Source organism: Haliscomenobacter sp. (assembly GCF_033763495.1).
Classification (GTDB): Bacteria; Bacteroidota; Bacteroidia; order Chitinophagales; family Saprospiraceae; genus Haliscomenobacter.
The window spans coordinates 39,487-62,698 of record NZ_JANRKL010000115.1; the positions used below are offsets into that span (position 1 = coordinate 39,487).

Genomic DNA, 23,212 nt, shown 5'->3' on the forward strand with positions numbered 1-23,212 from the left:
CCCCTCAAAACACCGCCCCAACCTGCACCCGCCCCACATTCACGACCCTACTCTCTCCCGTTTTCCGGCCCTCATAACTAAACCTCAACTGCAAATTCTTTGCGATCTGCCGATCCAAACTCACATTCCACAACCAATTCGTACCCGGCTGTAAACCATTCAAAATCGCAAAACCCGTTGGTGAATTGGCCATGCCTTGAAAATCGATGTTCACCCAGGAAACCTTGCCCCGTAGGGCCGATTTGCTCGCCTTGGAGTAAGTAAAATCTGCACTCAGGTCGTGCTGCTGCGCGCCTATAGGCGTTTGCTCCAGAGTGTTTTGATTCCTTTGATAACGATACTGGAAAATGCTGCGAAAATCGGCGGCGGGTTGCCAGGTCAATTGGGGCTCGTATTTTTGGAATTGCAGGCGGTAGTCTTTGTTGTTGAAAGACTCCGAATCGGCGCTGCGCAGGCCGCGGGCCACATTGAGCTTAAGGCTGAGCACTTTGTTGAGGTTCCAGCGGCCCTGGATGAAATGCTCTTGTAGGGCGCGGCTTTCAAAACCGGTAGTTTGCACCAGTTTGCTGCGCGTATCGGTATTGCCGATCTGGATTTCCCATTTGGGGCTGGCGCGGTTGATGAACAGGATGTGGCGGCCATTGGCACTAGCAGCGACCAGGTTGGTGTCACTTAGATTGAGGGCCAGGGGGTTCCAGTTGAAACCTTGCTCCCGGTCTTGCACCTTGCGACTGATGCGCCAGGACGATTGTAAGGCCAGGGTTTTGAGGTAACTTTTAATCCCCGTTTTGGCATTGAACCAGCGCGCCCGCGGGTCGATGTTGATGCTTTGGTTCCAATTCACGTAGTTGTTGCGGATGTATTGGTCGGTGATGGTGGCCACCCGGATGTAGTTGGCTTGATCGGGGAAGGGTGAAATTTCCATTTCGTTAGGCTGAATCACGCCATCGCGGTTGTACAAGGAGTCTTGCCAAATGTACAAACCTTCGCCGGGTGCCACCCGAATGTAGGTGAATTCGAGGCGGGGTTCCTGACCTGAACCCAATTCGTAAGTGGTATTGGCCCGCGCCAGCCCTTTCCACAGTGCTGCATTCACATCAATCCGGCCCAGCAGGGTATTGCCAGTATTGGCATTTGACTGGCTTTGGAAAATTTCCAGTTGCCGATAAGTCAGGTTGCCATTAAGTCCAAAGGCTTGTTTGAGTTGCAGTTTGCTGTTCCAGCGCCATTCACTGGCATTGCTGAGCGGTTGGTAAATGCCTTCGACGGGGCGGGTATCTTGTCGGTTTACGTATTCCAGCCCCCCCTCCCACTTGCGGCTTTCGGGGCTTTTGAGGTAAAAACGTTGGCTAAAAAAGCGAAAACTGCTGCCCGTCAAAGAGTCCTGAGCCGGAGCAAAACGATCGTTTTGTTCCCCCTCGGCAGCCCAGCCTAGTGACCAATTTTTTAATTTTTTGAAGGTTTTGTCCACACTCAGTTGGGGGCGAAAAAAGCGGCGTTCTTCCCCATTGGCATCGGCTTGCAGGCTACTGGCGAATCCCTTGAGTTGCCAGCCTTTCCAGGTACTTTCGCCGCTCAGTTCGTGGCGGGTGCCCTGGTATTGTTTTTCCCGCAAAAAAGTACTGAAGCCATAGTTTAGCGCCCCAACTCCGGTTTTACTCAGGCTCCATTCCGCCCGGGCAACTTGTTCATTGGCCGCAGTCACGGTGCCCTGCCCTTGGAAGTCAGCCAGACTCCAATCCCGCAAAAATTCCGGGTTTCGATAAGGGTTCAAACTGCGGAAATTGCGTTGCACCGCCTCGTAACTCAGGCGCAGGTTCATCTCCGGGGCGGCCGTTTTTTTACCCAACAATAGCCGTTGTCTAAACTGCGTAAAAGCTGCCCAGCCCGCGTCGTCTTGCTGATCGAGGGTAGAAAAGCGGTTGCGGTCGTAATGCGAGAGCGCCACTTCGGTTTGTAAACTGGTGTTTTGGTTCGGTGTCCAGTTTTGGCCTACGGTCACCATCCTTTGCTTTTGAGGCGTACTCAGGGCAATCACGGGGGCGTACTCGCCCATGGGCGCACAGGTGATGGGATCGGGTGGCACCCAGATGTACACCCGTTCGTTGGCCGTTTGGGCGGGTGCCAATTGGTAGTTTCCCTGATTCGGCCCCAGGAAGGAGAAGCTGGCGGTATACCTGGCTTTTTGTGGATTGTTGCTAAAAACGAGTACGGAATCGCGCTGTCCACAAGCCAAAAGAGTATCCCGCAACTCGTAAAAGACCCGACTGGCTACAAATTCCTCCTGTTCGCGCAAACCTGAAGCTACGGCTTTAGCAGGGTCATCCCCAGCCAGTTGCAGGGCCATACGCTCCGACTCGCCGATGGAAAGCCCGCCTGTGGAACTGCGACTGTCTTGCTCCTGATACAAATTCACATAAGCCCGCAAGGTTGGGGCCTGGTATTGCACCCCTGCGGCCACTAGGGTGCGCAGGTAGTTCTGATCTGCGTATTCAAACTCGGCAATGATGCGGCTTTCGCGGCTAATCAGGTGGCGGGAAGTAAAGGTGATCTCACCTCGGTTGTAGTCCACAATGTAATCCTGGTCTTGCCCACGTTGCAGGCGTTGACCGTTGAGCCAGATTTTTTCGGTGCCTGACAGCACGATGATGAAGCGTTCATTGTTGGGGCCCCGTAGTTTGTAGGGGCCTTGGTTGCCTTCGCTGGAAGTGATTATGTTGCGGGCAAATTTACCACGGGAAACGGCGATGCTGGCATTGTTTTGCAGACTGCTTTTTTCACCCAGTTTTTGTTTTTGCCCAAAAGTTGCCCCTTGCAGTTTTTTGTAATAGTTCATAAAATAGCTGTCCGGGCGATTGATTTCGTAATCACCGGCGGTGAGTTGGGTGTCTTTTTTGCGCAATTGTACAAATACGCGGTCGAGCTCCTGGAGTTGTACGGTATTGCCTTCGGGTTGGATGGGGATACTTTCATCGGAAATGGCGGCGAGGATTTGGACGCCATCACCCAGGTCGCCGGCCAGTTGTAGGTTAAAATTAGAGTTGAGCACCAAATCCTGGCGGTTGCCAAGGGAGACGCCACGGGAAAAATTGCCGCTGTAGTTCAATTGACGAAAATCGACCAGCGGGCCTTCGTTGCGAATGGCGATGCGGGTGCCGCCGAGGATACTGGGTTGCCGCAGCTTGCTGGTATCCAACAAACGGAAACTTTGGGAAAGAGAAGCGGGCAAAACCCGATAAGTCATTTCAAAGGGTGGGCTCAATTGCGCCGTATCCACCCGCCAGATCAATAAGTTGAATTGTACCCGATACCAGGAGGTGTCCAGTAAGCGCTGGGTGTTTTTTTCGCGAATTTGAACCGTGTGAGGCAAAATGAGCAGGGTGTCCAGTGGGCGATTGTTTTTGCAATGCACAAGCGGAATCCTGCGCCAATTGCTTTGGGACGATTGTTGAGCATGAGCGGACAATCCACTCAGCACAACAAATACCAACAGGCTCAGCATAATTCTCCACTCCCCCATGCAGCAATAATCGATTTCGGAATTTCTAACGTAAGATAGAGAGGATTTGGTTTGAAGATGCTGCCTTGATGAGCAAAGTGTAGTTTAGTGAACACAATAAAAGGAAATCAGAAAACCTGCCCAATGTGAACTAGATCACTGTTTCCCCTTTTTATCCACTCTACTTTTGTACCCGTTCGGTTCATACAACCTAAATAAAGTTTGAGTTGTTTCTGGGATACATGAACGAACTTTCATATTTTCGTATCATTCTCTAAAGTCACCACACTATGAAAGTAGAGCAAATCTATACCGGTTGCCTGGCCGAGGCAGCGTATTATATCGAAAGTGAAGGCGAAGCAGTCATCATTGATCCGCTGCGGGAAACTAAACCTTACCTGGAAAAACTAGCTGAAAACGGCAGCAAGCTCAAATACATTTTTGAGACACATTTCCATGCGGACTTCGTTTCGGGGCACATTGACCTCGCCGAAAAGACGGGGGCAACCATTGTATATGGCCCTACCGCCGCTACGACGTTTGACATTCACCAGGCAAAGGATGGAGAGTTATTGCAATTGGGGAATGTAAGCTTTAAGGTATTGCATACTCCTGGCCATACTCCCGAGAGCACCACTTATTTGTTGAAAGACGAAGACGGCGAAGATTTTGCCATTTTCACGGGTGACACGCTGTTCATCGGCGACGTAGGCCGCCCTGATTTGGCTCAGAAATCTGGCGAGGTCACTCAGGAAGACCTGGCAGGTTGGTTGTACGACAGTTTGCGGGAAAAAATCATGCCCCTTTCTGATGAGGTCATCGTTTACCCTGGTCACGGTGCTGGTTCAGCTTGTGGTAAAAACATGAGCAAGGAAACCTGGGATACTTTGGGTCGCCAAAAGCAAAACAACTACGCCTTGCGGGCCGACATGAGCAAAGCCGAATTCATCCGTGAAGTTACCGCAGGTTTGGCACCACCACCCCAATATTTTGCCAAAAATGCCAAAATGAACAAGTCAGGCTACGACAGCATCGATGAGGTGTTGCAACGTGGCGCAACCCCACTCAGCCCAGATGAACTGGAAATGGTGGTTGAAGCCGAAGGAGCACTGGTATTGGATGTGCGTAATGAGCAGGTATTCAAAGACGGCTTTATTCCCAACTCTATTTTTATCGGTATTGACGGCAGCTTTGCGCCTTGGGTGGGTGCCCTGATCCCCGATTTGAAGCAGGCGATCGTGTTGGTTACTCCCGAAGGCCGGGAAGAAGAAGTGGTTACCCGCCTGGCTCGGGTAGGTTACGACAATACCCTGGGTTACCTCAAAGGCGGCATCGAAGCCTGGAAGGCTGCGGGTAAAGAACTGGATATGATTGAATCCATTGATGCAGCTGAATTGGCCAAAAGGATGGAAGCAGATCAGGTTGATCATTTGCTGGATGTACGCAAACCCACCGAGTTCATTTCCCAGCACGCTTTGGTTGCCGAAAACATTCCGCTGGACTACATCAACAACAACATGCACAAACTGAATCCGCAGCACACTTATTACCTGCACTGCGGAGGCGGTTACCGCTCCATGGTTTTTGCCTCCATCCTACGTGCGCGTGGTTTTGAACACCTCGTCGATATCAAAGGTGGCTGGAAAGCCATCGAAGCCGAAGCGAACATTGCCAAAACCGATTTCGCCTGCCCTACCAGCATTCCACAGGATGTGATTGATGAGGCGATTGCGAACGCGATATAATTTGAATGATGAGTAATAAATGATGAGTGATGAATTGTCAATGCAACGCTTCAGACAATTCATCACTCATCATTTATTACTCATCACTACATCAATTCGCATTCACCAATTTCCCAGATCCCGACACGCTCACCTCTACCTGGGGTTTGCCGCGGTAGAATACGTCGCCAGAACCGGAAATTCTAACATTCAGGTTATCACTTACGTTTACTTCGGAGTTGCCGCTACCACTTACACGGATATCTGCATCACGGGTTTTTAGCTGAAAAGCGAATAAATCGCCGGAGCCACTTACGGTATGTTCGATACTATTGGCCTCGCCTTCCAATACAATCCTACCCGAGCCACTGATCCGGCTGAAGACATCATCGGCATTGAGGCCTACGTCGATTTTACCGGAGCCTGAAATGCTCAAATTGATGTCGTCAACATTCATGATATTGGTACTGGTAATGCTACCCGAGCCACTGATGCTCAAAGAGCGAATCCGGGGCATGGTGATGAAGATCGTCAAATCGTCCCGATCGTTTACACAGCGATCAAAATCAATTTCCCAAATGCCATTCCGTACGTCCGTTTCCAATTCAGCAATGATGTTCGATTCTCCTTCTACGGTAACTTTGAAACTTTCACCCTGAGTAATAATGACTTCTGCCGAAATATCGAGGTCGACACCCGTGAAGTCGGGCAAATTGAGCGTTCGAGATACGGTATTGCCATTGCCCCGAACGCATGGGCCAAAGCCGTCATCAAAATCAAAATCGCAGGAAAATTGCGTTAAAGCCAGCACTAAGCCGAAAGTCAAAAACAAGATCCTTTTCATAACAGTCAGGTGTTTATTACAGAAAAAAATGGGTTGATTTCTTACAAGAGTCAGTCGAAAAAAAATACAGCTAAAAATTAAAATCCTCCAAAACGCAGGGTCAATCCCCAGTGTGAGCCACTAAAATCGTCGTTGGTGTAGCCACGGTTTTCATTGGCGCCGCGCAGGAAGCGATAACCTACGGTACCTGCTACCCGAAACCAACGGGTAACGTTTAACTCCAAACCTGCTTCGGGAGTCATTACAAAAACTTGATCCGCATCGCGGAATTGAAAATTGGGATTGTCTACGGGGATGTCCACAGCGCCCCAGCCAAAACGGCCACTGGCGTACAAGTGGATCACTTTATTGGTAGGTACGGTAATACCCAACCACAAACCACCGTGGCCAATGTCGATTTTCTCGAGGGTATTGTTGTCGAGCAGGTAGTCGAAATCCACACTCCCTACACCATAACCACCCAGGAAGAAGTTTTTAAACACAATCCCTCCACCCCCACCTACGGAGGTACCGATTTTGTTTTCGTCAAAACCATATTCAAGGATCAAACTCCCAAAACCACCCGTTACATGGCTACGGCCAAAGAGGGTTTGTTCCTGGGCAAAAATGGCTCCACAACAGAGGAGCATAAACGCGGTGATGATGAAGCTTTTCATAATGTTTGAGCTTTTAAGTCAGTTAATGTAAGACACCAAACTATGAACTGCGGGGGCAAAAAATTCCCCTTTTGCCGCACAGACAACGCTAGGCGGCAATTCAATTTGGTGATAAAATTCAAGGAAAATTTCAGGAAATCAATTCCTCCGTTTACAGGCGAATACCTGCGTTAAAACCGATCCAGCCCTGGCTGCGTTTGTTGGCATCCGTTTTGTCGTACAAAGTAGTTTTGGCAACGAGCTCGCTACCTCCGATGCCCAGTTCTGGATCCTTGCGACTGGACACCAGCAAGTTGGCCGTTGGCCCCGCATAAATACTCATCCGTTTGCCCAGCCGCCAGTCGAAAAGCAGGCGAACTTGGTGCAATTGGTGTAGTGGTCGGGTCCAGCCTTCACGCTCGTTTACTTTGATGCTGATCAGTTCCAAATTGCTCAGGGTTCGTTTACCCAGACTGAAGGCGGTACCGAAGCCGTAGCCCAAACCCCAGGTCAACTCTTTAATGCTTTCTTCGGTGTTGTTACCTGGGTTTTGCGCTTCGCTGATCCGCGCTCCCAGATAGAAGATGTTGTAAAATGGCTTTACCCCTATTTTAAAAGCTAAATTTCCTAAAAAAGATTCACTGGTGGATAATTCAACCCGATTGTAACCTTTCCGTACGAGATTGAGCAGGCCAATTGTAACCCCACTGACAGTATCAGCCACGTTGATCAATCCGATTTGTACCCCTTTTACCTGACGGGCTACGTTGATGATGGTGCTCAATTGGCCATTGTTCACATCTTTAGCGATGTTGAACAAGGGGCTCACTTGCAATCGGGTTCTGCCGCCACTGACGTTGAACAAACCGCCTACTTGTACTGCGCGGGAATTTTTTCCCGCAATATTGAACAAACCTGCTGCCTGTACCCCTGCAAAATCATGTCTGGCGATATTGAACAAACCTGCTCCTTGTAGGGCTGAGCCCCTTCCCAGGATGTTGAACAAACCGGCCCCTTGTACCCCTACCATTGTGTCCGTGGCAATGTTGAACAAGCCGGCCGCCTGGGTGCCCAGTACGTCATCACCAACCGTATTGCCCAATCCAGCGATTTGGATGCCTTGTACATCATTGCGGATCGAATTCATCAGGCCGCCAATTTCCAGGCCTTCTACCCCACCGTTGTGGCCCCACAGTAAATTTACAGAGACCCGGTTGGTCGTGCGGGCACTTTGTACAAAATTGGATCCCAGGAAGGGCAGCAAGGAAATTTGTGCCAACCGTGGGAGGTTTTTCTTTGGATTGATCACCACACTGGTACTATCTGTAGTCGAATCAGAATTGGGAACAGGTGCCGCGGCAACTTCTTCTTCCATTAACAAGGTCGAATCGATTACCAGGGGATCGAAGCGGGTCGCGGTCAGGTTTTCTAAACTTTTACTTTCTGTATTGGAGGGAAGTTTTTGAGGGGCAGGGCGCCCGGAAATGGTGGGCGAACTTTGGGCCCAACGTTTTTTGCGCTCTGCAATAATTTCTTCCATCCGTGGATCAGCATAAAGTGGGCTTTGTTGGTCTACTTCTTTCGGGATGGTTTTATTGGTAATCCGGGGCGGCGGATTTTTTTCAACCGGACGCAGTACGATTTGTCCTCCTATGGATTTATAGGCAACGGGCAGAGGATCAAACAATTTATCCAATGCCTCTGAAAGTGCAATATTGTTGACACTAATGGTGATGGGCTGGGAAGTGGGAATATAATCCGGGCTGTACACAAAATACACATCGTGATCGGCAGAAATATCGTCGAGAACCAGTTTTAAAGCCAAACGATTGTAGGAGAAACTGACTTTGCGCGCCAGGTTTTGCCCATACAATGATGCCACACAACAACAGAGAATCAAGATAGTGGAAAACAGTTTCATGTGTAAGCTTGATGTAATGGGCGAAATAGGGCTTCCTTATTGATCGCCTCTAGAGATCACAAAGACATCACCTTCTACAGTCAATTTACCAGAAACAGACTCGGTTATGATGTTCAATGCATCCTGTATTTTCATACTGCGGGAAAAACGGGCACCAGCCATCGTCTTATCCAGAATGGCCTCGTCAGCATTAATTTGAACATTGTAAAACTTTTCTACTGCGGGAATCACCTCCGCTAATGCGGTTCCAAAAGGGAAAACAATGGTTCCCTGCTGCCAGGAGTCAACATCTTCGGTGGCTACATCTTGCGCTTTCTCCAAGGTTTCGCTGTCACTTTCATAAATCGCAGAATTACCCGGGGATAATACCAGAGGAAGGGCTTCTTTTTGCAGTGCCTCTTTGCGCTTTTGTACTTCTACCCTTCCAGTTTTGACACTCACTTTCACTTTCGCTTCATCAGGATAAGCGCGGATGTTGAAGCTAGTGCCCACTACACGGGTTTGTACTTCGCCAGTTTCAATCACGAAGGGGTGCTTGGGGTCTTTTTCGACATCAAAAAAGGCTTCGCCACTCAGTACCACCTTGCGGGTCTCGCCATCGTAAGTATAGGAAAGTGTAGAATTTTCGTTGAGTTTGATTTGGCTTTGATCAGGTAGGGTAATGCTGCGGCTCTGATTGTCAGGAGTGCTGAAGGCCAAAGTCTCCGGTGTAGTATCCCGCATAAACACCCACCATGCTGCCACGGCCAATAAGGCAACTGCGGCAGCTGCTGACCAAGCCCAGTTTAAGCTGCGCACTTTCGCCTGGGGATGGACTTGCAATGCTGGTTTTGCGGTACTCACCGCTGGCTCAGCCACCAGGGTAGTCTCCCCCAAGTCAATGCGGCTATCCAGGGCAGCCCAGGCTTTGGGCAAATTGACCAGAAATTCGGTCTCAGGGCTGGTTTCGCTAAGGCTCCACAATTGGACCATCTCCTCAAAAACCTCGCGGTTTTGAGCACTGGCTTCAACCCAGGCCATAAGCTCGCCTTCTTCCCCGGCGTTCAATCCGCCCGAGAGGTATTTGCCAATCAGATCCTCTTGTAAAGTATGCTCCATTGTAAACAGAATTATGGTCAATGGTAGGGATGTAAAAAACGCAGCAGCACCCCTATTCTGTTCTGCAATTTTATGAAAAATTTATGATTTTTTTCGACTTAGCTTCCAAACAGCCAGATTAACAGCAAAATATGCAAGTACCCATGCAATTCTTGCCGTAATATTTTTAAGGCTTTGCCCATTTGATTCTCCACTGTTTTGATGGAAATGCCCATTTGATCCGCTATTTCCTGATAACTCATTTCTTCATAGCGGCTCAATTGAAACACCATGCGGCACTTGGGCGGCAAGCCATCGATGGCGCTGCGGATGTTTTGCTCCAACTCGGAATGCAAGTAGCTGTCTTCCGCTGTACCAGAGTCGCTGATTTGGGCCGAATGTGGCTCAATTTCTTCGGTAAAGTACTTGCGGCTGCGCAAATAGGCCAGTCCTTCATTGACCGCCATCCGCCGCAAATAGGCATCCAGAGAGGAAGTGATTTCAATTTGGTGGCGTTTTTGCCAAAAGCGAAAAAAGACTTCCTGGGCAAGGTCTTCCACAATCACCGAATCCTTGATCAGGCGAAAAATAGCGCCACATACCTTCTGGTAGTTGTCCTGAAAGATTTCCTGAAGCGCGCCTTTGTCGTCTGTGCGCAGGCGATGCAGTAATTGTTGTTGTAGGTGTAAACGGTCCACTTGCATAGGTTGGTATCACATGACCCGGCTGCAAAATACGAGTAAAGTGCAAAAAACGGTGCATGCTTCGACTAAAGTTGCAAATGTGTGGAGCTATGAACTGAATTTGCAACTTGCTGCTTCATTTTTTTGTCCATCCAGTCCAACTATTTTTTACACCCTGGCATCTTCACAATAATGCAGCATCCAAGCTCCTCATTGTAAGCTATCGCTGACTGTTTTTTCGAATCAATCTCGTTGCAATTTGGCCCATATTATAGGTTGGGGCAAACAGGAGTGTTTGTCCCAACCTGGGGTTTTAAAAGGTATTCCACCATTTTGGCAAAATAGGGCTTATCTTTGTTGACCACACAAAACCACAAGCCCAATGAAACTGCGCACAAAATCCTTCTTGGCATTTTGCTCATTGTCGTTGTCACCCTCGCCTGGAACGGACCTTACTACTACAAATACGCCCAGGTAGGTGCCGCCTACAACGCCAAAATGACCTGCTCCTGCGTGTTTGTTTCCGGGCGTAGTTTGAGTTCGATTGAAAAAGAGGATTTGTACGCCATCCCTTTTACCACCCAAACCATCGACCGTAGGGCGCATACGGTGACTTCCAGCATCTTTGGTTTGGTGTCCAAAACGGCATTTTACCGCCCGGGCTTGGGTTGTACCCTTTTGAATGAAACCACTCCTGGGAATCTGCGCAAACAAGCCCGTGTAAAAATCCCTCGCATAGCTACACAGGAATTGCCTGATTCTTCCCTTCCCGATTTTATCAAAATAAACTTGGAAAAAACCCTGGACTGGGCTTTTTCTGAGCCAGACAGCACCCGCCCTGTACACACTCGTGCTGTAGTCGTCCTGCACGATGGCAAAGTAGTAGCCGAGCGCTACGCTGATGGCATCACCCGGAATACACCACTGATCGGTTGGTCAATGACCAAAAGTGTCACCAATGCCATGATTGGCCTGCTGGTTAAAGATGGGAAACTCAAAGTGAGTGCTCCCGCCTCTATCAAAGAATGGAAAAAGGATGAACGCGCCGCGATCACCCTGGACAACCTCTTGCGCATGAGCAGCGGCCTGGATTTTGAAGAAGACTACGGCAAAGTCAGCGATGCCACAAACATGCTCTTCCGCGTGCCAAACGCAGGGCAATACGCCATCCAGTCGCCCCTCAAAATAAAGCCGGGTACAGAATGGTATTACTCCAGCGGCACCACCAATATATTGCAGGAATTGATCCGGCGGCAATTCAAGAACTTGCCCGCTTACCTGGCTTTTCCACACCAACGTCTGTTTCAAAAACTGGGCATGAGTACAGCCATTATGGAACCAGATCCTTCGGGACTTTACGTTGGCTCTTCGTACATGTTTGCATCAGCAAGGGATTGGGCCAAGTTTGGCCAATTGTACTTGCAGGATGGGCAATGGAAGGGTGAACAGATTTTACCCAAAGGCTGGGCAGCTTATTCTGGAAAAGAGACTCCGCATTCGGATGGGCTTTACGCTGCACAGTTTTGGATTGGCTACCGCAAGGAAGGTATGCCACAAGATTTGTACTATGCTGATGGATTTGAAGGGCAGCGGGTGTTGATTGTGCCTTCTAAAAATTTGGTGGTGGTGCGTTTGGGCTGCACGCCTAGCGCAGGAAATTTTGATGATGTGCGGTTTTTCCGGGAGATTTTGGAGGTATTTTGAATTATTTTATTTAAAAATGGCACCCACTTCGATTTCAATATTGGTAACCGGATCGTGTAGTTTGCCGCTGGTAAAAGTTAAAATGCTTTGATCAGGAAGTAGGATGTGGATGCTACGCAAGGTGGGAATGACCACCCAGGCCGATTGTACCCCGGATGGAAAATAGTCCTTGTAAATTTTATCAGTCACATCTGTCAGTGCCTGCTTAGGCGAAATAATTTCAATAGTGGTGATTGGGGGCGTGCTCAAACGAATCTCATCCTCCGACCAATCGTATTCCATCAATGGAAAAATGGAAATGTCAGGAGTGTATTTTTCCTTAAGCTGCAAGCTGACTTGTGAAAGGATATCGTATTGCTCTTCGTATCCAATAGATAATAAAGTCGCAATTCGGGTTTCTACCCGAGCATGATTTTTACTCGACATGGGTCTATCGATTTCGTATTCCAGAAATTCTTGCGTTTCCATCATGCTCGTTTTTTTTGTGGCAAAATAATGCATTCTTTAATAAAATGCAACCCATAGATTAACAAAAAGTTGAAATTTATTTTTATTCCTCCAACATGTATCGACCAGTAACTGGCTCAATGGTATAAGTCGGTAAAATTTTTCTCTGCTCAAAAAAACCATATGCCTCTCCCAAATTATCCCAAAAGGGCAACAAGTCCGGTCGATTCAGTGCCAGCAGGTTCTTCCGGTTTTCCGGCGTCATCCGACAAGGGAAAATGTGGACGGGGATTTGTTGCTGCCCCGCATTTTTGGCCTCCAAAGTCAGCAAATATACTTCCCTGATTTTTTCATCGGTGATCGGCAAACAGCCGACCGAAACACAATTGCCGTGGATGTAGATTTCTCCACCTGGCTTTTTAGGATCAGACAAAATTCGGTCGGAAGCATTCGGATAATTGATGCCCATCGAAAGGTGGTAACTGCTTTTGGGGTTGAACACCTCGATCCAGTACAAGCCCTCGGGTACCTGCAAGTCGCCCTCCTTACGCTTGGGGCCAAGCAGGCCGGGTACTCTACAAATGGGATAGGTGCGAAAATGGCGGAATTCCAGCGAATCCTGAATCCAAACTTCCAGTTGCTGCTCCGATTTAAATGCCCGCAAAAAAACAGGTGCACCCCATTGCAAGCCCTGAGCAGCCAGGTCATGGGTAAGGGACTCTCCTACCAGTTGTCGGGCCAAGGCTACCCGATCGCCATCAAAAGTTTGATTACTATCCACTTGACCCGTACAGTTGGAAAAAAGTGAAACAAAAAACAGGGATAATCCCAATTGAAGCGTTCTAATCATGGCTCAGTTTTGTACCGCATTTTGGGGGGTTTTTCGGTTTTCCTGCTTGAAAACCCACCACTTATGCAAACGTTCTCATCTAAAAAATGGTATGTTCATGTATCGCCACTTCTTTCAATCACCGACTTAAATAACCCTGACCATGCAAAAAATGTTGCTTTGTACACTTTTGAGCGCGCTGGGGTGGTATCCACTTCTGGCCCGCAATATCCGGGTAAGTACTCCTAAAATGGAAATAACGGACAGTGGTACCTTCCTCCGTTTCACGGTGAGTTGGGACAATGCCTGGCAGAACAGCAAAAACCACGATGCAGCCTGGGTTTTTATCAAATACAAATCCAATGACCCCAACGCAGGAGCCCGGCATTGCCTACTGAATGCGCAAGGGCATCAAATGTTGAGTAAATTGCCAGCTAACTTGCCCAATCCGGCCCTGAAAGTGAGCCCTGACCATGTTGGGGTATTTGTACACTCCTCCCAGCCCTATCGAGGCCATGTACAATGGGAATTGCAACTTTCGCTTAATCCTCGTGGCTCAGGCATCATGGAGCAGTTGCCTGGCGAATGGTCGGTACAGGCCCTGGAAATGGTATTCGTCCCAGCCGGAGCCTACTACCTTGGCGACCCGGATACTACCTCCCGAAGCGCTGCCGCTTTTTTTGGCAATACGCCCAATTCAATGTATCAAGTCAAGCAGGAAAATCAGGTCATCAACATTGGCAGTCAGCCTGAGCAGTTGAATTATCGATCCGATCAAGCCATTTACCAGGGTGACCGCCAAGGCCCCGTTCCAGCCAGTTTCCCCAAAGGAGTCCAGGCTTTTTACATCCAGAAATACGAAATCAATCAAGGGACTTATGCCAGTTTTTTGAACAGTTTGGGAGCTCAATCTTCTTATTTCCGCAACAATTTTGGAGGAAAAAACTACGCCCAATCCAGAGGCAGTATCGGCCTGGACAATGGCCAATATAGCGCCAAAAGTCCTCAACGCCCCCTCAATTTTGTCAGTTGGGATGATGGTTGTGCTTTTGCAGACTGGGCTGGTTTGCGCCCCATGACCGAACTGGAGTTTGAAAAAGCTTGTCGCGGGCCAGAGGTGCCCATTGCTCACCAATTCCCTTGGGGCACAGGCAACAAAAAAGACCTGGCCCGCTACGTGGATCGGGATGATGAACTTAAGCTCAAAACAGGAATCGACGAAGCTCAATTATCGGATCAAAACCGGGCGGTGTTTGCAGCCTCCTATTGGTGGGTCATGGATTTGGCGGGTAGTCTCTGGGAGCGTGTTGTGAGCATTGGGCATCCGACTGGTCGCGCGTTCAAGGGCAGCCATGGTGACGGACGCCTGAGCGGCTATGGCTATGCGACCAATGATGATTGGCCCCGTGGCGACGATGAGCGCAATGGAGGTTTTGGCTATCGCGGGGGTGGGTATTACGAACATGGCAAACCCGAAACGGACTTTAACCCCCACAGCCCCATTTCCTGGCGCAATTTTGCAGCCTGGGCGGGTGGACCAAGGAGTATTGCTTATGGGTTTCGTTGTGTACGAACTGCCCCATGATTTTGCCCCGAAAACGGACAGTTTTTGTATCAAAACCGGACAATTTCAATAAAACCACAACTGTAAAAATTTAAAAACCAATCACCTGTGTTTTTGGCATAAAAATAGCCCTGTTTTCACTATTAGCCCCTAAACCTTTGCCCTCATAGTTCAATAATTTGGAAACATGTTGTACAACTATTTCGCCATTGGAGTGCGCAACTTACTGAAAGACCGCAGTTATACCCTGCTCAATGTGTTGGGCCTGACGGTCAGCATTACCTTTAGTCTCTTGTTGATGGTATACGTCAACGATGAGTTGAGTTACGACCGTTTTCACAACCAAGCGGAGCGCATTTTCCGCATCAGCTCCCACGTTAAGGAAACAGAAAATGAGTTCAACTGGGCCGTGGCTCAAATGTTGACGGGTGAAACCCTGAAACGCGAATATCCAGCAGAGGTGCAGGCCTCTTTGCGCCTGCTGCCCAACGACCGCCTGGAGTACCGCACAGGTCAGACCCGTTTTTTGGAAGAGAAATTTTACTTGTCTAGTGAAAATGTCTTTAATTTTTTCACTTTCCCACTGGTAGAAGGTGACACCAGAACGGCTTTAAAAGAACCCAACTCGATCGTTTTGTCCCAAACTACTGCTGAAAAGTATTTTGGCAAAAGCAGTTCCTACCTTGGCAAAACCCTCGACAACAATCGTGGCGAAACCTGGAAAGTGACTGGTGTAATGAAGGACATTCCCCAAAACTCCCACATTCGATTCGATGCTTTGATGGCCGACCACGAAATCTGCCAGATCGCGGCGGCTAATGGCGGGAATTGGGGGCAATTTTCGGCCTACAATTACGTGTTGCTGCATCCTAAAGTTGATCCGCAAGCATTTGAGACCAAAATCCGGGGCATGTACGACAAATACATGGCTTCGATTTTTAAACCCCTCAAGATCAACATCAACTATGTCGTTCAGCCCATTACGTCCATCCGTTTGCACTCGAATATGACTCAGGAACCTGAAGCCCTGGGCAGCCTGGCCTATGTGCGCATCCTGGGGATTACTGCTGTCTTCCTGGTTTTACTGGCTTGCATCAACTACATCAACCTCACTACCGCTCGCGCCACTCGCCGCGCCCGCGAGGTAGGTGTACGTAAGGCATTGGGCTCTACCCGGGGCAGTTTGGCTGCCCAGTTTTTAACCGAGGCGGCGCTGCTGGCCTTGATTTCCGGTGGACTTGGCCTGGCTCTGGCAACTGCATTGTTGCCCATCTTTAATACCATGGCCGGAAAATTGCTCACGATCAGTGCCCTGTTCCAACCTACCATTATGATTGGTCTCGCTTCCATTTTGGTGCTGGCGGGTTTGATTGCGGGGAGTTACCCTGCACTGGTGCTCTCCGGATTCCAGGCGGTGGCCGTGTTGAAAGGAGATCAAATACGGAGTAGTGGCGGCTGGTTGCGGCGGGCCTTGGTGGTCACCCAATTTGCAGCTTCTTTGATGATGCTCATTGCAACTGGAGTCATTTATGATCAATTGCAGTTTTTGAAAAATAAGGACTTGGGTTTTAAAAAGGATCAAGTCTTGGTTTTGCGCCCAGACCCTGGTAGTACCCGCAGATCTGAAATAGTCGCTTTCAGAGATCTTTTGAAGCAAAACGCTGCTTTAAGTGCAGTAGGTACCTCTTCAGTTAGCCCTGGTATTGATTTAATCGATAAAATTTTGGTGACCCTTGAAGGCAATGAAGGCATGAAAGAGGTTGGCATTGATGTAGCTGGTGCAGATGAATACTTTGTTCCAACCCTGGGAATTGAGGTGGTAAAAGGCAAAAATTTCAGTGGCCAATTGGGAGATACCCTCAATGCGGTTATGGTTAATGAGGCCCTGGTCAAAAAGATGGGCTGGGCCGACCCCATTGGCAAAAAAGTTAGGGTGTCTGGTAGAAATGATGTACCCTTCGCACAAGTAATTGGGGTGGTCAAAGATTATCACCAAAAATCCATGTACAATCCAATTGAGCCTTTGATTTTTGTATACCGGCAAGCAGCTTTTGTGGTGCATTCCCGCATCAATCCTGACAATTTACCACAGACCCTCAAAAGTGTAGAAGCCAGTTGGAACGCTGCTTTCCCTGCTCAGGAATTTAAATATACTTTCCTGGATGATGAATTTAACCAACAATTCAAGGCCGATCAAAAGCGGGGAACCTTGTTTTCGGTGTTCTCAGGCTTGAGCATTTTTATTGCTTGTTTGGGCTTGTTGGGGTTGGTGGCTTACACCACGGAACAAAGACGCCGGGAAATTGGCATCCGCAAGGTGTTAGGGGCCGGACAAGGACAGGTAGTGACCTTATTGGCGCGGCATTTTATCATTTTGGTGCTGGTTGCAGGGGTGATTGCCATTCCATTAGCGGCCTGGTTTTTGCAGGGTTGGCTCAAGGAATTCCCGTACCATACGGGCTTGCAACCGCTGACCTTTATAGCATCACTGTTGATTTTATTGGCTTTGACGATGGTGACGGTGAGTTTCCATACGATCCGGGCGGCTTTGGCGAACCCGGTGAAGTCGTTGAAAAGCGAGTAGAAGGGACGCAAAGTTGTTATTGGATAAATGCAAAAGCGACATATTTTCACAAAGTGCACCAAGGCGGCACAAAGGACACAAAGTTAGACGTTGACGAGGTTTTTCATCCAAAATAAGAAAAAGTCGAGATGTATTGCATTGTCAAAATTGCGTCTTTGTGTCCTTTGTGCTGCCTTGGTGTCCTTTGTGCTCATTTTTTCATTGTGATACTTGTAAATTCAAGATGATTCATGTTTGTGAACCAATCAAAATACTCCAGGTTTTACCTAGTTCCCACCACCTGGACGGCGAGCTGGACTTTTCCGCCTGCTGCTTGCCCCGGGGTTAACTGGTTTTGCCTTAATTGGAATTCTGGGCCCCGGAGGAGTTGAATCATTGCGAACTCCGGTTTTCCCAGGAGCACTTGTCCTCGCTGTTGAAGTACCGGGCTGTTTGATTTTGACACCAACCGGACGAGCCTTAACGTAGGGCGGTTCAGTATCGGGGCGCTCGGTGTAGTTTTTAGTGCGCAGCTTCTCCTGGCCAAAGGTAACGGTGGCGATCAAGGTGAACAAGCTCAATAAGAGCAAGATCTTTTTCATAAGGTTTGTGTTTTTTTACAAAACTATAGGCAAAAAAAAAACTGCACCTCACCTAAACAAGTGATTTTACATAGCCTGAAAATTTCCCGCTCACTCTTTTTCCATCGTCGTTGCCCCAATTTTCCATCCTAACACCTTGGTAAACTTCCCAATCTTCTGCTGCTTTTGCCCAGCTTGATCCACGGTGATGACATAGTCTCCCGGGGCTACCGGATTGTCTGCGGCACGGCGTCTTCCACCTGCGGCTGAAGCTCTGAAATTCCAAATGATCTCGTTGAGGCCAGCTTTGGGCGACACCTTCCAGCTCCGCACCAGGTTACCATTGATGTCTTTGATGCTCACCTGCGCTGAATCGCTGGCATTGCGGGTGTAATATCGGATGCAGAGCCCGTTGGGTTCATTTGGTGTGCGGATGTGGCGATTGCCGTACAAGTGGTAATTCGCCAACTGGGTGCCTTCCAAACGCAGGGCTTTGGGCTCGAGGTCAAACAAATGGAAATTGGCGTTGTCCATATCCGGCTTCCATTCTTGCAGGGCGCTGACGTCGGCTACAAAAACCCCTCGCCCGTAGGTGCCCACCACCAGGTCATTTTCACGAGGATGAATCAGGAGGTCGTGTACGGGCACACTTGGCGGCATATTGCTTTGAAAGTGCTGCCAGTTTTCGCCGCCATTCATGGAAACATATACGCCCTTGTCATTGCCTACGTAAAGCAAGGATGGATTTTTAGGGTCTTCGTAAATGACGTTGACAGGTTTATCGGGCAGGCCTTGGGTGATCCTCTTCCAGGTCAGTCCAAAATCGTTCGTTTTGAATACATAAGGTTTAAAATCATCCACCCGAAAGCCGGTTTTGGTCACGTAAGCAGTACCCGGGCGATGCGCGGAAGCAAATACCCGGCTCACCCACAATTCTTTGGGGCCACCTACATCAATCAAAGCTGCCGTACTTTCTATCCAGATTTTGCCGTGGTCTTTGGTCACCCAAACCCGCCCATCGTCGGTGCCTACCCAAATGACGCCAGCTTGCAGCGGCGATTCAGAAACGGTCGTGATGGTACAAAACTGGATATTGCCTTTGCCATTGATGCGGTGCGGGTGGTTGGTTGTCAAATCGGGGCTGATTTCCTGCCAACTGTCGCCCCGATCCAGGGAACGCAACAGCACTTCAGCTCCGGTGTAAATAATTGATGGATTGTGTGGCGATAATCGAATGGGCGGTGTCCAGTTCCAACGGTAAGGTTTTTGGCTGGCCGGGCGGCGTGGGGCAATGTTTTTGCGGGCACCCGTCCATTGATCTACCCGAATGTGGTTCCCAAACTGCTCTTCGTTGTACACCCAGCGGTTGTTGCTGGGGTCGATTTGGTTGTACATGCCGTCGCCTCCACCTACGGGCACCCAGTTTTCGAGGGTAATTTCGCCCGACCAGGCATTGCTGGGGCCTTTCCAGGAGTCGTGGTCTTGCAGGCCAGCGTAGATGTTGTAGGGTTCTTCCATGTCCACACCAATGGCATAAATTTCCCCACCGGGAATGTTGTCGTAATAATCACAGGTGATGCCGCCGTCGTAGCTGAGTTGCAGGCCGCCATCGCTGCCCAACAGCATCCGTTGAGGATTGAAGGGATCGATGTACAGGGTACGTACGTCCCCAAAAGCTTCGCGGAAAATTTTGGTAGTATCGGTCCATTCGATGCCCTTCCAGGTCTTACCGCCATCGTAACTGTGTTGCAGGTTCAGCCCTGTGACATAAACTTTTTGCGGGTCCACCGGGTCAACGCGGAGTGTATTGAAGGAATAGGCAGCCTTGCCTCCCACGTTGTCTTCGGAGCGGTTGGTTTTGCGCCAGGTCGCCCCGGCGTCGTCACTGAGGTACACTTCACCACCCATTTCCCGTTTTTGAGGTTCGCGTCCAGCGTCCGTATCGGCCTTACTTTCGGCAGGAAAAGGGTCGCGGAGGTTTACATTTTCAATCACGGCGTATACTACATTGGGTTTGGTCCGGCATACGTCCAGGCCAATTCGGCCCAGGTCGCCCGTAGGCAGGCCCTGACTGAGTTTTTTCCAACTTTTCCCGGCATCCACACTTTTGTAAATCCCACTTTCCTTACCTCCTGTGATCAGGGTCCAGGGATAGCGGTATTTTTCGTAGGCAGCAGCGTAGATGACGTTGGGGTTGTTGACGTCCATGGCCATGTCCACCACCCCGGTATTGTCGCTGATGAAGAGGGCTTTTTGCCAGGTTTTGCCGCCATCGCTGCTTTTAAAAACACCACGTTCGGGGTTGGGGCCAAAGAGGTGTCCCATGGCAGCTACATAAACGGTATTGGGATCCTTGGGATGCACCAAAATTTTGCCGATGTGCTGGCTTTCGGGCAAACCACAATGGGTCCAGGTTTTGCCGCCATCGGTACTTTTGTGTACACCATTGCCGCTGTAGGAGCTACGGGCGTAGTAAGAATCGCCAGTACCCAGATAAACGACATTGGCATTGGAGGGTGCAACGGCCACTGCCCCGAGGGAGTGCACGTCGGGGTGGTTGAACACCGAAGTCCAGGTGGTGCCGTTGTTGCTGGATTTGTACAGGCCAGCATTGCGCGTAGCGAGGTAAATGGTGTAGAGGTGCTCGTTTTGGGGTTGTTCGGGTACGGCAATGTCCACAATCCAACAACCGGGGCGAAAAGGGCCGATGTTGCGGTAAGGCAGTTTGGACAAAAGTTCACTGGATAATTTGCTCTGACCAAAAAGGGAAATCAGGGTCCCAAAGAAAAGAAAGGTGCAGGTAAATAGACGTTGCATAGGTACGGTTTTGCGCTTTGTCCCAAAATAAGGAATCTTGTAACAACCGTATCTGTGTATCGCCCAACTACCTAAAAAAGCTAAAAGTTGCACGAAATGTCCTCTTTTGTGCAACTTTTAGCATGAATTTTAGGCCAATGAAGACCAATTAATTAGGCTTCCGGCGTATTGGTTTGTGTATTCTTTTTCCTGTTGCCTGACCACTTCCAGCTTCCCGGGCATTTTTTTCAGGTGCTTTTACATCCTGAATTTCAAAATTACCCATTTTGTCTTCGGTTGGTTTTGGTGCTTTGGCATCCTGGATTTCAAAATTGCCTAGCTTATCCTGGCTTTGATTTCTCTTGTTCGATGAAGGGCTTTTAACCGTGGCGGTAGTTGGTTTTTTGACCCATAACAGAGAGTCGTCTCTCCAACCAGCAGTTTTTTTTGCAACTCTGGCGTTGGTTTTTGGGCGATCCTGAGCAAAAGTTACCGTTGCACACAAGGTGAACAAGCCAAGCAAAAACAATACTTTTTTCATTTCAATAGGATTTTGAGATTCAATAAATTTGATCCAATCTTGAGCAGCCGTCTAAGCATTCGATTGAATACCCCACAAAGTTGCAGGAGAAAAAAGGGGCAGACCTCACCTAAATAGGTGATTTTTTCCTTCTACATTTACTCCCGGTCAAAATTTAAGCAAAAAATCACACTAATGAGCATTTTTGTTAATTGGAAGCGGAGGACATGAATAGCCCCTGGCTTCAGCCTGGGGACTATGGCAATCACTCTTTTGCGGGCTTTAGCCCAATATTTTGGCTTTATAAATCTTGGGCTAAAGCCCGAATTTGATGGCATTCCTCTAACCCCAGGCTAAAGCCAGGGGCTATTCAATCATTATTCAGGCTAAAGCCTGGAGGTTTTCGATTATCTTTCAAGCTGATGAAGTTCTTAAAATATAGCGTCCCTAAATGAGCCAGAAATTGAGAAAAGCTGGCAGCTACAAAAGATCTTTTTTTTCAAAAAACTTCTTCAGCTTGGGGCTATTAATGTCCTCCGAGCAAAATGCCCAGTAGTGTGAAAAAAATTCAGATTGTATCGTTATGGATGTACAAATTGAAGCATTGAACTCAAAGCATAGCTCCTTCGATGTCATTGTACTCGGCGTAGGCTCCATGGGCTCTGCCACTTGTTTTCATTTGGCCAGGCGTGGTTTAAAAGTTTTGGGGCTGGAGCAATTCAGTATAACTCACGACCAGGGTTCACACGCCGGGCAAAGCCGGATCATCCGCAAAGCCTATTTTGAGCACCCAGATTATGTGCCCCTTTTGGAGCGCGCTTATCAAAATTGGCAGGAGTTGGAGGTATTGACGGATACAACGCTTTACCATGAAACAGGCCTGCTTTATTATGGCCCTCCCGAAGACGACATGATGCAAGGGGTGAAATTATCGGCCAAAACTTACGATGTGCCCCTTGAGGTGCTGAGTCAGGGCCCAAACCAAAACAAATTTCCCCAAATAACGGTACCCGACCATTACGAAGGGTTACTGGAACCCGGTGCAGGATTCCTCCCTCCCGAGCGAGTCATCTTGTTGTACACCGATCAGGCCATTAAACACGGAGCAGTGATCAAAACCCAGGAAAAGGTCTTGAGCTGGAAAAAAAATCCCGGCGGTGGAGTGAACGTGATCAGCGATAAAGGAACCTATCACGCGGCCAAACTGGTCATTACGGCTGGGCCTTGGGCTGGCCATTTTATCCCTCAGCTCCAACCCAAATTGCAAGTCACCCGCCAGGTATTGGCCTGGGTGATTCCTAAAAAACCACAGCCATTTGAATTGGGCCAATTGCCTTGCTGGATGATTGTGGACGAAGTCAATCCGGGGATTTTATACGGTTTCCCCATTATGCCCGTAGGGCAATTCAATGGGCCCATTGGGTTCAAGGCGGGTTATCACGTGCCCGGTCAAGTGAGTGATCCAGATCGAATTGACCGGGAGGTAAGCAAGGAGGAGGAGGAAAAAATCATTGATGCTTTGCTGCGTTTTTTCCCGGAGAGTTACCAATCCACCCATGTGCTAAAAACCTGCTTGTACACGTATACGCCGGATGAAAATTTTGTGATCGACTTTTTGCCGGGCTTTGATCAGGATGTGGTCATTGCGGCAGGATTTAGTGGGCATGGCTTTAAATTTGCTTCGGTAGTGGGGGAAATCCTGGCAGATTTGTCCAGTAATGGAGCAACTGCATTGCCGATTGGCTTTTTAAATGCCGGGCGATTTTTCTAGTTCTTTTTCGCCACTAAGGCACTAAGACACTAAGTACTTAAAAGATCACGCTTC

16 protein-coding genes are annotated in these 23,212 nt (G+C 48.8%); 5 read left to right on the top strand and 11 right to left on the bottom strand.

Translation table 11 applies throughout. From position 1 onward, the window contains the following. Positions 1-4: 4 nt before the first annotated feature. The gene (locus SFV55_RS12290; RefSeq protein WP_320029798.1) at positions 5-3,520 is read right to left on the bottom strand and encodes a hypothetical protein; all 3,516 of its coding nucleotides are present in this window, start codon (positions 3,518-3,520) and stop codon (positions 5-7) included. Between the two features lie 269 nt (positions 3,521-3,789). Here SFV55_RS12290 and SFV55_RS12295 point away from each other — a divergent pair, with 269 nt between their 5' ends. Further along, positions 3,790-5,244 (top strand): MBL fold metallo-hydrolase, encoded by a 1,455-nt coding sequence (locus SFV55_RS12295; protein WP_320029799.1) that lies wholly within the window; start codon positions 3,790-3,792, stop codon positions 5,242-5,244. A gap of 91 nt (positions 5,245-5,335) precedes the next feature. On the opposite strand, the gene SFV55_RS12300 is transcribed toward SFV55_RS12295, so the two are convergent. The 5 genes from SFV55_RS12300 to SFV55_RS12320 all read right to left on the bottom strand — a co-directional run bounded on the left by SFV55_RS12300 (position 5,336) and on the right by SFV55_RS12320 (position 10,404). Then, positions 5,336-6,067: a head GIN domain-containing protein gene (locus SFV55_RS12300; protein WP_320029800.1), complete on the bottom strand. Its 732-nt coding sequence runs from the start codon at positions 6,065-6,067 to the stop codon at positions 5,336-5,338. 77 nt (positions 6,068-6,144) lie between these two features. Continuing rightward, the gene (locus tag SFV55_RS12305) at positions 6,145-6,723 is read right to left on the bottom strand and encodes an outer membrane beta-barrel protein (RefSeq protein WP_320029801.1); all 579 of its coding nucleotides are present in this window, start codon (positions 6,721-6,723) and stop codon (positions 6,145-6,147) included. 151 nt (positions 6,724-6,874) lie between these two features. Beyond that, positions 6,875-8,623, bottom strand: coding sequence for an STN domain-containing protein (locus SFV55_RS12310; RefSeq protein WP_320029802.1), 1,749 nt, complete (start codon positions 8,621-8,623; stop codon positions 6,875-6,877). Positions 8,624-8,659: 36 nt separating this feature from the next. Then, positions 8,660-9,721 carry a FecR family protein gene (locus SFV55_RS12315; RefSeq protein ID WP_320029803.1) on the bottom strand — a complete coding sequence of 354 codons (1,062 nt, stop codon included), beginning with the start codon at positions 9,719-9,721 and terminating at the stop codon, positions 8,660-8,662. A 98-nt stretch (positions 9,722-9,819) separates the two neighbouring features. Further along, a complete protein-coding gene (locus SFV55_RS12320) occupies positions 9,820-10,404 on the bottom strand; it encodes an RNA polymerase sigma-70 factor (protein WP_320029804.1) in 585 nt (194 codons plus the stop codon). Between the two features lie 333 nt (positions 10,405-10,737). Between SFV55_RS12320 and SFV55_RS12325 the strand changes: the two genes are divergently transcribed. After that, on the top strand, positions 10,738-12,087 hold the full coding sequence (locus SFV55_RS12325; protein ID WP_320029805.1) for a serine hydrolase: 1,350 nt from the start codon (positions 10,738-10,740) through the stop codon (positions 12,085-12,087). Between the two features lie 6 nt (positions 12,088-12,093). Here the strand turns inward: SFV55_RS12325 and SFV55_RS12330 are convergent, their stop codons facing one another. Both SFV55_RS12330 and SFV55_RS12335 read right to left on the bottom strand, forming a co-directional pair. Then, positions 12,094-12,558, bottom strand: coding sequence for a Uma2 family endonuclease (locus tag SFV55_RS12330; protein ID WP_320029806.1), 465 nt, complete (start codon positions 12,556-12,558; stop codon positions 12,094-12,096). Between the two features lie 79 nt (positions 12,559-12,637). After that, positions 12,638-13,384 (bottom strand): L,D-transpeptidase family protein, encoded by a 747-nt coding sequence (locus SFV55_RS12335; protein WP_320029807.1) that lies wholly within the window; start codon positions 13,382-13,384, stop codon positions 12,638-12,640. Positions 13,385-13,526: 142 nt separating this feature from the next. On the opposite strand from SFV55_RS12335, the gene SFV55_RS12340 reads away from it, so the two are divergent. Together SFV55_RS12340 and SFV55_RS12345 are read left to right on the top strand one after the other, a co-directional pair. After that, positions 13,527-14,948: a formylglycine-generating enzyme family protein gene (locus SFV55_RS12340; RefSeq protein WP_320029808.1), complete on the top strand. Its 1,422-nt coding sequence runs from the start codon at positions 13,527-13,529 to the stop codon at positions 14,946-14,948. 166 nt (positions 14,949-15,114) lie between these two features. After that, entirely contained in the window at positions 15,115-17,511 is a 2,397-nt protein-coding gene (locus tag SFV55_RS12345) for an ABC transporter permease (RefSeq protein WP_320029809.1), read from the top strand. Positions 17,512-17,777: 266 nt separating this feature from the next. On the opposite strand, the gene SFV55_RS12350 is transcribed toward SFV55_RS12345, so the two are convergent. The 3 genes from SFV55_RS12350 to SFV55_RS12360 all read right to left on the bottom strand — a co-directional run bounded on the left by SFV55_RS12350 (position 17,778) and on the right by SFV55_RS12360 (position 21,408). Then, positions 17,778-18,092: a hypothetical protein gene (locus SFV55_RS12350; protein WP_320029810.1), complete on the bottom strand. Its 315-nt coding sequence runs from the start codon at positions 18,090-18,092 to the stop codon at positions 17,778-17,780. 90 nt (positions 18,093-18,182) lie between these two features. Next, positions 18,183-20,888: a VPS10 domain-containing protein gene (locus tag SFV55_RS12355; RefSeq protein WP_320029811.1), complete on the bottom strand. Its 2,706-nt coding sequence runs from the start codon at positions 20,886-20,888 to the stop codon at positions 18,183-18,185. Positions 20,889-21,036: 148 nt separating this feature from the next. Next, a complete protein-coding gene (locus tag SFV55_RS12360) occupies positions 21,037-21,408 on the bottom strand; it encodes a hypothetical protein (RefSeq protein WP_320029812.1) in 372 nt (123 codons plus the stop codon). A gap of 562 nt (positions 21,409-21,970) precedes the next feature. Between SFV55_RS12360 and solA the strand changes: the two genes are divergently transcribed. Beyond that, positions 21,971-23,158 (top strand): N-methyl-L-tryptophan oxidase, encoded by a 1,188-nt coding sequence (gene solA / locus SFV55_RS12365; RefSeq protein ID WP_320029813.1) that lies wholly within the window; start codon positions 21,971-21,973, stop codon positions 23,156-23,158. Positions 23,159-23,212 lie beyond the last annotated feature (54 nt).